This window comes from Crocinitomix catalasitica ATCC 23190, from assembly GCF_000621625.1.
Classification (GTDB): domain Bacteria; phylum Bacteroidota; class Bacteroidia; order Flavobacteriales_D; family Crocinitomicaceae; genus Crocinitomix; species Crocinitomix catalasitica.
The window spans coordinates 75,829-88,611 of record NZ_JHXV01000022.1 but is presented as its reverse complement, the minus strand read 5'-3'; the positions used below and the strand labels follow the sequence as shown (position 1 = coordinate 88,611).

Genomic DNA, 12,783 nt, shown 5'->3' with positions numbered 1-12,783 from the left:
GTCGCAGTACTTGAAGCATCTGGACGAGGAGCACCAGTTAAAGTAATTGTTACAGGTTCACCTTCACAACCTAATAAAGATCCATTCAATGTATAAGTTACAACACCTGGTTCCGCTTCAAAAGGCTCATTATCAATCACACCTCTATCCCAAGTATAAGCATCACCACCTTCACCCCATAGTGTCAAATATGTTCCTTCACATGCTGCTGGAGAACTTGAATTAGGAATTAAAACAGGAACCTCTGTACTTGTTACAATTACTTCTAAATTACAATCTTCTGGACTTGTACTTTCTGCAGAATATATAGTTGTTCCTAAAGGTGGAACAAAATCAACACCGTCAGTAATTCCACCTGTCCAAGTTATATCACCACCTGTTAAAGATCTAGCGCTTAAGTTAACAGACTCTCCAGCACATACGCCAGTTTCTGTTGCAGTTAGTTCTAAACCAGTACATAAAACCGTCATAACAACACGACCGTTACCTGTACGACCTACAGAGTTTTCTTGATCTTCACCTGCGTTAAAAGAGCCGCCACCGCCGCCATTCGTCGGTCCGTGCCAAGCACCACCACCGCCAGAATAACCGCCGCCGCCGCCGCCGCCCCAGTTTCCACCGTTAGCACCACCACCGTAGCCACCAGAACCACCAGAACAACCTACTCCACCAGCACCACCTAAAATATAAGCTATACCTGGAGGGCCACAACTTGATGCTGCACCACTTGTATAATAACCTCCGCCGTTACCAGCATGTCCCATTCCAGATGGTCCAGGAAGTGTAGAGCCATTTCCATCAACACCACCAATTCCATATCGTGTAGGAGAACCTCCATGATCACTGTAACCCCTATTTCCATCCGTTGTGATATTGGCATCAATTCCAGGAAAAGTAGGAGAGCCACTGCCATCCCATGCTTTACCACCACCACCACCAGCAACAACAAATGGCACTAAAGCAAGATCACTTACAAAAGAACCTCCGCCACCACCAACTTGGTTTGCCAATGCCATTCCACCTTGTTGACCAACAAGAATGACAAATTCATCTCCCGGTGTAACATCAAAAGCACCGTCCATTATGGCTCCAAGTCCACCATCATTTCCTCCTTGAGCACCTTCCGCTCTTATACTAATTCTTGTAACATCCGCAGGTACTGTATAATACTGCAAACTTCCCGTATATTCAAAAATTGTTTCTTGACCCCAAACGGTGCCCAGACCACTTAAAAATATAGCAAAGAATAATATCTTAGTCATGTAATTTTGTTTCATTTCACCCAAATTTTTAGAATAATTTCAATAAAAATAAAATATTTTTCACACTATGATAAATAAATGAAATCTTTACGTGCATTATTAACAAATAAATATCTTAATGTTAAATAAAACACTTTGTTTTTCTATAGGCATTATAACATAAGTATTTACACTAAATCATGAGCAAGATAACCCTTGCTATAAAATAGACACCGATACTAAGAGTTGGGATTCAATTTAGCATAAAAAAAGGGGCAGTCGAAAATTCAACTGCCCCTTTTTAATTTTTAGACCTTAGTACTAAGGCTATAATGTTTATTGTTTCACAACCTGTGCGAATCCAATTTTATCGTTTGCATTTACGCGGATAATGTAAGCACCGTTAGCTAAATCTTTCATAGAAAATTCCACTTGATCAGTACCTTGTCCTTGATGGAATATTTCACCGGCGATATTCATAACATCGTAGTTAAATGTTCCAGCAGTTACAATTACTAAACGGTCAGTTGTTGGATTTGGATAAACATTTAATTCTATTAATTCTATGTTTTCTAACCCTAATTCTGTTCCGACTGTAAATGTCGCTTCCATTGGACACAATCCTTTTTCTAATGTGATATCATTAATGATAACAGTATATGTTCCGTCAGTTAATGAACCTACATCTTCTGAAATTGGACCATGAGACCATGCGTAAGTATACTCACCTGAACCACCTTCAACAGTAATATTAATTTCACCGTCATATCCAAAATACTCTGGAGTTATATCAGATGATGCAATTCTTGGTATTTCAACACCTGTTACTAATACTTCGTCAGTATCTTCACATCCATTAACATCAGTTCCAGTTACTGTATAAACAATTTCTCCTGCTTCTGCAGCAAAAGGAACACCATTGGTAATTCCCATATCCCATGAAATTGTTCTTGTTCCTGAACCAGTTAAAGTAACTTCGTCACCTTCACAAACCGCAACATCACTTCCACCGTGAACTTCTGGTAAACCATGAACGACAACAGTTACCATTGAAGTATCTCCACAACCTACATCAGAATTTCCGATTACAACATGTGTATAAGAACCTGGACTTTCCGGTGTTAATTCGTCACCATCATTAATGCCACGACCCCAATTATAGGTTGCTGCACCACCGTCACCAGTTAATACATAGCTTTCACCTAAACAAATTTCATCAGGAGTCGCTGTACTTGAAGCATCTGGACGAGGAGCACCAGTTAAAGTAATTGTTACAGGTTCACCTGGACAATCCAAATAAGAACCATTTAAAGTATACGTATTAACACCTGGCTCTGCAGCAAAGGCAACACTATCTATAACACCTCTATCCCAAGTATAACTATCTCCACCTTCACCCCATAAAGTGATAAAAGTACCTTCACAAGCTGCTGGAGAACTAGAATTAGGAATTAAAACAGGAACCTCAGAAGCAGAAATTTCAATTGTGAATCCACAATCAGTAATACTTGTACTAGTAGCAGTGTAAGTATAAGTTCCTAATTCGGGAGCAAACGCTACGCCATTATCTACATCTCTATCCCAAGTAATTACTCCACCTGAAGTTGACTCAGCATACAATGTTAATTCATCTCCAATACAAACACCAGTTACTGGTATATCAGTAATTAATCCTAAACATAAAACTTGAATTGAAACTTGTCCATGACCTTCATTAAATCCTTCGACATTGTCCTGCAACATACCAGAATTAAATGAGCCGCCACCGCCAGCACACCAGCCGCCACCGCCGCCAGTATATCCGCCGCCGCCGCCGCCGCCTTGACAACCTCTACCTTGTCCACCACCACCAAATCCACCAGCTGCATTATCTCCACATGAACCACAACCAGTACCACCAGAAGCTCCATTCAAAAAAGACTTTCCTCCACAACCATAAGAAGCATCATTAGCACCATCACCAATAAATCCTCCACCTCCTGATCCCCAAGAGGTACGAATGTCACCACCGTATCCAACAGCAATTCCACTAGGTGTACCTCCACCAGAAGAAGCAGCTACACCTGTTCCACCATTCTCACCAATTAATCCTGGATTACCATTCTGAGAACAAGCAGATCTTGTACCTGCACCACCGCCTGCAATTATTAAAGGCGTAACAGGAACACCTGCAAATGGACCAACAGCTATAACGTTAGGCGATAAAGGATCCTCTAACATTACGAAACTTCCGCCGCCACCGCCGCCATTTGAATTACTACTTTGTCCTTGACCTTGTCCACCTACTGCAATAATTAACCTTGAGCCAGGTATTACATCAAAATCTCCAGACATTTTTGCTCCTTTTCCTCCAACATAAGAAGGATTTCCGGAGGCACCTTGTCCTCCAAGCGCTTCAATATTAATTGACGTCACCCCAATAGGCACCTCATAGCTCACCATCTCGCCAGTATGTTCGAGCACTGTAAGTTGGCTCCATCCTTCACTTACCCCTAAAGAGAAAATGAAGCATAAAACTAAACTTAAATTGTAAATTTTTTTCATAGTGTTAAAATTTTAATGATTTAATCAGGCTAACAATTTACAATTTTATTTTAATTAATTCAAAATAATTACGTCTTAAATTTAATGAAAAGTTCGAGCTTAGATAAAACCGAAGAATTTTCTATTCTCCTAATCACCATGCAAACTACACGATATATTTGAATAAATAAAGAGTCTATAATTTCTTAATAATCTATACTTAAAAAAGTAAATATTTGCACTCTAAGTTATTCATATAAAACACAATAAAATCATTAACTAATTAGCTGTATTGACTTTAGCCTAAATAAAAGAGAAGAATTTAAACATTTTACCCTTGTTTAATTATACATTATTGACTAAAGTTTTCTCAATAACTTTTATCAAACCGTAACTATTTTAAATTAGACATTTCGCAACTAAAACAGACAGTATTTACCAAGCCAAAGAATAAAAGTTCTTTTTTTCTGCTCCATAAATTTATTGCAATGTCACACCGCAAATTCATTACTTTACCTTTAAATACACTCAAAATTAATAATAGAAGTGCATTTAACGATTCTAGTTAAACACTTTAATCTATTTATAAAACGTTATTCTTTGAGTAAAAAAGTTTTAGCTTCAGCTTGATTAGAAACGGTAATTACGATTGTTTTGTCTTTGAACTTGAGTTGAACCATATCTTTACAATCATTATTTTCAAAGAATCCTGACTCAACCGGTGAACGTTGTTGGAAGTTACCAGCACCATCACCTATCAATAAAACACCTCTCCCCCCATCGTATCGAATTGTTTCTACCTCCACACCAAAATTGTTTCCAACAACTAAAATATCTAAATTACCATCTTTGTTATAATCGTCAACTAATGTTCGGTTAATTGGTCCAAGTTGACAATAAACCGGTAATCGATCTACTTTATAACCACCATTCTCACTCAATAAAACAACTGAACTAAAATTCGTTGCAGAATAATGCATCGCATTATTCAAAAAGTCCTGTCCATAAATACTTGCAAGATCTGCCTTTGCGAAGGCATCGTAAGTAGGGAATTTATCTTTAATAAAAGGCATTTGCTCAGATGAACATTGTCTTCCACGAACAGGGTAACAGATATTATCTTGATATCCAGCAAGCACAATATCATTTGTACCATTTCCATCAAAATCGCCACAATAAATTTCTAGAGGATACTTTTTTGAAGGATGAAACTTATTATTTTCACCCAAATTACCCACTATAAAATCCATTTTCCCATCTTTATTAAAATCTCCTTTTTCAATTGAGTACCACCAGCCCACTTCTGGGTTTGGGTTATAAACTGCTGTTACATTTGAAAAGACACCTTTATTATTTTGAAAAAATGAAATTGGCATCCATTCTCCGACAACAATTAAGTCCAAATCACCGTCGGCATCAAAATCATCAAAAATCGCATCCGTTATTAATCCTGGATTCTTCAAATCGGGTGACGTTGAAGTAACATCACTAAACTGCCCATTATTATTCTGAAAAATGTAACTATTCGGAGGATATGGATAAAGACCTGGCACTTGTCGTCCACCAATAAACAAATCTAGATCACCATCATTATCATAATCTGCTGTGATTACACATTGACCACCAACTGGAATTTGTGGAAGCCTATTAGATTCATTCTTAAAATTTCCTTTACCATCATTGATATAAAGTTGATCTATAAGCAAAGGGGAATTATAGTTATATTCGTTTCCTCCACTAACAACATAAAGATCTAAATCCTGATCACCGTCAACATCGAAAAAAACAGCATCCATTTCTTCACGTCCCTTTTCTTTTAACCATGGACCTGATTTTTCCTTAAAACCAACAGCTGTTTGCAGGTATAATTTACCTGTTCCTCCCGCTGGTCCACTGATATAAATATCATCTAAATCATCTCCGTTTACATCTCCTTTAGTTATAAACGGACCTGATTGCGAAAGTTTATTTGGGAGTAATATTTCAGTTTTAAAATCGTCAAACGATCTCTCATTGTGCTTAAACTTCAGTAATGAATCTGCTATATCTCTGAATAACGGCGCTGTTTTTGCAGCAGTTAAATTACGCTTTGCACCATCTGCATATTTTATATTTAGTACACTATTCGTTTTAATATTATCTTGCTCTAACGTTGTTCCATCTGGCCATTGAACCGCTATTTTATCTACAATCTCAATTGAACCTAAACCAAAATGCAACGTGTTTTCTACGGAAGAAATATATCCTCTAGAGACATGTAATTCTTGATATTGCAAACCATCTTCTGTGTAAATTGTGACTTTAGTACCAATCGCTTGCATATTTTTATCGTATCCATCAATTTTTAAACGCAAATAATTATTAGAGGAACCCGTTAATGTATTCTCGAAAATAGAGGCAACATCATCCATATTATTCAATATAAGATCTAAATCCCCATCATTGTCTAAATCAGCATAAGCCGCACCATTAGAATTAATTGGCACATCTAATCCCCAATCAGCAGCTACGTTTTTAAATATTAAGTTGCCGTTATTTTTAAACATATAATTCTTAATTTTTGTAGCTGGAATTAAATCTAATTCATTTTTTAAATCGCCAATTTGGTCATTCTCTGATTTACGATAATATTCACTTTGATAATCAACATCTCGAAGATCACGTTTATAACCGTTGGTGATAAATAAATCTTTATATCCGTCATTATCAAAATCTGCAAAGAGTGGCGCCCAACTCCAATCCGTTTTTGATACACCTGCTAAGTGACCTATATCCGAAAAAGTACCATTACCATTATTTAATTGCAGTACGTTAAACATGTATTGATAATGAAAACCCATAGCTACAACATCTGCAAAGAATTTAGGGTTCATCCCTCCCATGTTCTTTTTAGAACGGATATGATCTTCACTGGCCATATCTAATGTCATAATATCGAGAAAGCCATCATTATTAAAATCAGCTATTTCATTCCCCATTGAGAAATTAGACACATGATTTGTTCTGTGTCGTAATTCATCAGTAAAAGTACCATCTCCGTTGTTCATGTATAGAAAATCGGGATGAGCAAAATCACTCGAAATATAGATATCAACATGTCCGTCATTATTGATATCACTTGCGGCTATACCTAAACCAAAAGTAGCATTCCGAATACCTGCTTTTGATGATACATCTGTAAAATTCCCATTATCATTACGAAGGAGAACATCAGCATCTTCACCTTCCCTTACGATCCTCATCAATTCTTCATTCGTTATCGTATCTTCGATATTCGTTTTTGGATGATTCAAAATATATAAATCAAGATCACCGTCATTATCATAATCAAAAAATGCAGAATGTGTTGTTCGTTTGTTACAATTCACGCCATACTCTTCTCCTTTTTCAGAAAAAGTATTGTCTTGATTATTAATAAACAGTAAATTTTCCATTTTTGATCGATCGTCAGTAATTCCAGATAGACCAACATATATATCTAAATAACCATCCGCGTTTATATCTACGAAATTCACACCTGTATGCCAACCACCTGCCATATCATGCTGAAAGGCCGTATTTGTTATATCTTCGAAAACCATATCACCTTTATTCAAATAAAGCTTATCAGAAACATCATTCCCTGTAAAGTAAATATCGACTAAACCATCATTGTTTATATCTCCTACAGCAACACCTCCGCCATTATACATATATTCAAAATTGAAGATATTACGATCCTCTGTTTCTGTAATGGAATTGATAAAATGAATACCTGTTTTGGTTGCTGACAATAATTCAAAACCCATTTGATCTTTACTTTCAACAGTATCAACAAGCAAGTCTTCTTTGTCAGAACTTGTTTTACACGACGATAGTGAGATTATTAATATTGCAAAAAGAAGATAGTTGATTTTCAATTTCATACTTAAAATAATTCCTTTTTAATTTTCATTTAGATTTTAATGTAATTGTGTCCTTTACTTATTAGACCTATCAATCATTTTGGAAATCGTTAATTAAAATAATTATACGATAAATTACTCAGACTTTATAAATCAAACGTATACAAATATAATTTTTTGTGTGTATTTAATCAATCCTTCCTCTAAAAATCTTATTCAGCGTTCTTTAAACCTAATATTAACTTCAGCTTAATTAACCATCAAGAATAAATAAACCACCAAAAACAAAGACATATAGTCGACAACACTTTGCTAGTTATAATTTATTCGAACGCATGCAAATCACCTACAATTTAAATTCTTAAACAACAGCATTGAGTATTAATACGCAGTAATTATGAATAAAAAAGGGGGAATCGAACTGAATCGACTCCCCCTTTTTGGAAATTATTTTACCTTAAGAATAAGGCAATTGATTTATTGTTTCACAACCTGTGCGAATCCAATTTTATCATTTGCATTTACGCGGATAATGTAAGCACCATTTGCTAATTCTTCCATTGAAAGTTCAGCTTGATCAGTACCTTTTCCTTTTAGGATTACTTCTCCTGTGATGCTTAATACATCATAGTTAAATGTTCCTGCTGTTACAATTACTAAACGATCAGTTGTTGGATTTGGATAAACATTTAATTCAACGAATTCTACGTCATCTAATCCTAATTCTGTTCCGATTGTAAATGTCGCTTCCATTGGACACAATCCTTTTTCTAATGTGATATCATTAATGATTACAGTATATGTTCCGTCAGTTAATGAGCTTGCATCTTCTGTAGTTGGACCATGAGACCATGCGTAAGTATATTCACCTGAACCACCTTCAACAGTGATATCAATTACACCGTCATATCCAAAATACTCCGGAGTTATATCAGATGATGCAATTCTTGGTATTTCTACACCTGTTACCAATACTTCGTCAGTATCTTCACATCCATTAATATCAGTACCAGTTACTGTATAAACAATTTCTCCTGCTTCTGCTGCAAAAGGAACTCCATTGGTAATTCCCATATCCCATGAAATTGTTCTTGTTCCTGAACCAGTTAAAGTAACTTCTTCACCTTCACAAACCGCTACATCACTTCCACCGTGAACTTCTGGTAAACCATGAACGATAACAGTTACCATTGAAGTATCTCCACAACCAACATCAGAATTTCCGATTACGATATGTGTATATGAACCTGGACTTGCTGGTGTTAATTCGTCACCATCATTAATGCCACGACCCCAATTATAAGTTTCTGCTCCACCGTCACCAGTTAATACATAGCTATCACCTAAACAAATTTCAGATGGCGTCGCAGTACTTGAAGCATCTGGACGCTGAGCACCTGTTAATGTAATTGTTACAGGTTCACCTTCACAACCTAATAAAGATCCATTCAATGTATACGTTACAACACCTGGTTCCGCTTCAAAAGGCTCACTATCGATTACACCTCTATCCCAAGTATAAGTATCACCACCTTCACCCCATAATGTCAAATATGTTCCTTCACATGCTGCTGGAGAACTTGAATTAGGAATTAAAACAGGAACCTCTGTACTTGTTACGACAACATCTAGAACACAGTCATCAGGACTAGTACTTACACATCTATATACTGTTTCACCCAATGGTGGAACAAAAGACTCTCCATTCTCAACACCCATATCCCATGAAACATCACCACCAGTTACAGAAGTAGCTGTGAACGTTACCGATTCACCTGCACATACACCTGTTGATGTTGCCACCAATTCTAATGGATTACATAATAATTCAATTCTAATCCATCCATTTCCTTCATTTTCAACAACATTAATTTGATCGGTACCACCATTATATGATCCACCACCAGCTCCACGATCACCTCCATGACCGCCACCGCCGCCAGAAAATCCGCCGCCGCCGCCGCCTTTAGTATAACTAGAACCGCCGCCGCCGCCGCCGCCAAAACCACCATCACCACCTGAATCTGTACCAGAATTCCAACGAATTCCACCTACACCACCATTCAGTGGTGATCTTCCACCTTCACCACCTTGAAGACCATCATTATAATCATAAGCAACAGCATTATTTCCACCAGTTCCGTCGGTTAACCAACCGGCACCAGCACCGCTCCACCAACTAGAAGCGACATTGTTAGGTCTTCCGCCATTCCCATCTAATCCTCCATTAACCATACGTTCTGTATTGTTACCATTTCTATCAGTTGTTGCGTGTCTTGGTTCATATCCACCTGGATTTGCCCCAGCACCACCGCCACCAGCAGCCATTAAAGGCATATCTAGAGCTGTAGGGTCCCAAATAAAAGTACCTCCACCTCCACCAGGTCCAGCATTTCCATTTCCTGGTATCGACTGAACACCTATTTGACCGACAACAATGTGTAAAACTTGTCCTTCAACCAATTCAAATTCACCTTGAAGCACAGCTCCAAGACCACCCTCTTCAGGAGAAAAGGTATAAGAAAGATAACCTCCTTGAGCACCAGCAGCCTCAATTCTATAATCTCCAGTAGCCGGTACAGTCCATTCTTGAATACCTTGAGAAGTCATATTAAAGAAAGCTGGATCTAAAACCCAAGCTTCTGGCGCATATGCCGCCTGACACTCAACTAAAGTAGGCCCATCTTTGCCTTCAGCTCCTGCATTCGTAAACGTATGTTCCGAAAAAGGATAAAGCTGCGAAAAACCACTCGTGCCAATACCTGCCAAAGCAAGCAGCAATGCGAATCGTTTTACATTTTTAAAGTAAAGTCTTTTCATAATTTTAATAGTTTATTGATTTAATAAGACCGGAAAGGTATGAAAATATTAATTATAATCAAAACGCACCAAATTAATACAACAAAATACTATTTGTTAATAACCTACTTTAAAACCAATTTTTTTAAAAAAAACATTTTCAAATACAGGGATTGTAGAAAAGATGCAACATCTGTCTTTCAACTTTTAGTCAAACAGAAAAATTAAAAATAAAACATCATTAACAAAAACGGACTGTTTTTTTAACTAAACCCCGAAAATAACCTTAAGGCATTTCAGGTTTATTAGACTTTAGCGTAGAGCTTAACCGAGAAGTAAGAATATTTTGGTATAATTAATTACAAATTATAAAAAGCTGACAAAATCAATCATTAAAGCTTGAACTTCATTAAATTTATCAAGAGTTGTATTCGCAGCGTTGTCTCCCGTATTGTGATAATTAGTCACAGAACCCATTGAGTAAATGAAAAAAGCTGGAACGCCCTTTTCAGTAAAAAAATAATGGTCTGAATTTGCTGTTGGTCCTCGTTTTTTAACCAAGTCTAAATAATCACCTTTCTCATTCAACTCAACCATTGTATTAAAAGCAGCTTCATGTTTTGTTGCATTCACCAAAGTAATCCCTTTGCTTGCACTACCCATGATATCAATATTCAGTAAAAATTGAATCTTACTTAGTTTTACCGTAGGATTTTCAACATAATATTTAGATCCCAGCAAACCTGCTTCTTCGCCACTAAAAAAACAAAAAACGATTGTATATTCAGGAGGATTTGCTTTATAATATTTGGCTAAAGACAACAACATAGCTGTTCCGCTAGCATTATCATTTCCTCCTGGAAAAAAAGCAGTACTTCCCATTCTACCTAGGTGATCATAATGCGCAGTAAAGAAAACATACTTCTTTTTCTTTTTTCCAGGTATGCACGCAATTACATTTTTCGTATCGTAAGTCTCTATATATTTATTATTGATCTCCATTCTGATCACCTCATCTATATTAAATTTTGAACGTAAAACAGTAATGAACGGAAAACTAAAGGCAGTTCGACCGACACTAAAAATAGGCACATCATTAGACAACCAAATTACAGGGCAAATTCCAGTTTTTTGCTTCGCTGAAGATTTAATTTGTTTGAGTTTTTCTTTATCAAAATCCTCAAAAAAGTCGAAAACTAAAACATAGTTATCAGACTTTAACTTTTCATCCAAATCAATATTTCCGAAAACCTCATGAAAATTAGATGCATCAATTATGATATGTTTGAATTCACCAACAGCCGAACCAGAATTTGGATCTAGCATAAAATCACTACCTGGAATAAGTCTATTATTACCAATGAATAGTTCTGTTTTATTCGGAAAAGTATTGACGTTTAAAGTATAGTTTTGGCTAAATTCTTTTCCCTTAATAGGCACTGCTCCGATACTTCTCAATTCCCTAATTATAAAGTCACCAGCTCGAACGTCTCCATTATTGACATAACCTCGTCCATCATATCGCTCGTGACACAAAGAATCTAATAATTGATGACCATAATCTTTTTGAGCCAACAAGGTCATACTACAGCACAGAAAAAGAAGTCCTAAAACTTTACTCAACATAATTTAAAAAATTAAAGATTTTATAAATACCTTCTCTCCACCAATTCAACAAATTTAAGAATTGATTTATCTTCTAAATCCCAATCAAAAGAAGTGGCATATTCCATCAACTTTGATTTTGCCTCTTCACCAGATTTACAATTGTTTAATACTGTAATTGCTTCATCATATATTTTTCCGTCTCCGTCAAACATACCCGAAATATATTCGAACTTATTCGCTATACTTATATTTGATTTTAGATTGGTAATAGGAGATTTCTGAAACTTCTTTCTCAATGAATCATCACTGTCATCTTTGAAGATTTCATTTAATGATGAATTTATTTCTTGATGACTTTCAGCTTTTGGTGCTTTTTCCTTTTCTGGTTCAACTGCCTTTTCTTCAACATTTGGAATATCAAAATCAAAAATAGGTTGCTCAACTCCTATTGGCTCAACATCAACCTCGTCATTACTTAAATCAAATGACACGATTTCATCTTGTTCTTCAATCACATCAGAGTCAGGCTCGAAAACCACTTTACCTCCCTGACTGTCATGCGCTTTAAATCGCAATATAATTAAACGTTCATTTAAATCTCGTCCGTATTGAACCAGTGTATCTAAATCATCAAGACTTAAATCACCATTGTCTAACTTTTCAAGATCTGTACGAATGTTATCAACGAGTTCATTGATATTTTTATAAGATGTTTTAACCATTTTATG

The 12,783-nt window shown here is 36.2% G+C and carries 5 protein-coding genes and 1 pseudogene; all 6 read right to left on the bottom strand.

What is annotated here, in order from left to right:
- Positions 1-1,277: pseudogene (locus tag T367_RS24035) on the bottom strand (hypothetical protein); the annotation flags it as partial.
- Positions 1,278-1,577: 300 nt separating this feature from the next.
- Positions 1,578-3,785, bottom strand: a complete 2,208-nt coding sequence (locus tag T367_RS25510) for a T9SS type A sorting domain-containing protein (RefSeq protein ID WP_051568545.1) — start codon at positions 3,783-3,785, stop codon at positions 1,578-1,580.
- Positions 3,786-4,357: 572 nt separating this feature from the next.
- Complete coding sequence (locus T367_RS0113160; protein WP_027420272.1) at positions 4,358-7,669, bottom strand: VCBS repeat-containing protein; 3,312 nt, start codon at positions 7,667-7,669, stop codon at positions 4,358-4,360.
- A gap of 456 nt (positions 7,670-8,125) precedes the next feature.
- The gene (locus tag T367_RS24025; protein ID WP_051568544.1) at positions 8,126-10,468 is read right to left on the bottom strand and encodes a T9SS type A sorting domain-containing protein; all 2,343 of its coding nucleotides are present in this window, start codon (positions 10,466-10,468) and stop codon (positions 8,126-8,128) included.
- Between the two features lie 345 nt (positions 10,469-10,813).
- Complete coding sequence (locus T367_RS0113150) at positions 10,814-12,073, bottom strand: M28 family metallopeptidase (protein WP_084274426.1); 1,260 nt, start codon at positions 12,071-12,073, stop codon at positions 10,814-10,816.
- Between the two features lie 20 nt (positions 12,074-12,093).
- Positions 12,094-12,777 (bottom strand): hypothetical protein, encoded by a 684-nt coding sequence (locus tag T367_RS0113145; RefSeq protein ID WP_027420270.1) that lies wholly within the window; start codon positions 12,775-12,777, stop codon positions 12,094-12,096.
- Positions 12,778-12,783 lie beyond the last annotated feature (6 nt).

Excerpts from the sequence above, each read along its gene's own strand:
- T367_RS25510 (WP_051568545.1), bottom strand. The coding sequence starts at position 3,785 with ATGAAAAAAATTTACAATTTAAGTTTAGTTTTATGCTTCATTTTCTCT.
- T367_RS0113160 (WP_027420272.1), bottom strand. The coding sequence starts at position 7,669 with ATGAAATTGAAAATCAACTATCTTCTTTTTGCAATATTAATAATCTCA.
- T367_RS24025 (WP_051568544.1), bottom strand. The coding sequence starts at position 10,468 with ATGAAAAGACTTTACTTTAAAAATGTAAAACGATTCGCATTGCTGCTT.
- T367_RS0113150 (WP_084274426.1), bottom strand. The coding sequence starts at position 12,073 with ATGTTGAGTAAAGTTTTAGGACTTCTTTTTCTGTGCTGTAGTATGACC.
- T367_RS0113145 (WP_027420270.1), bottom strand. The coding sequence starts at position 12,777 with ATGGTTAAAACATCTTATAAAAATATCAATGAACTCGTTGATAACATT.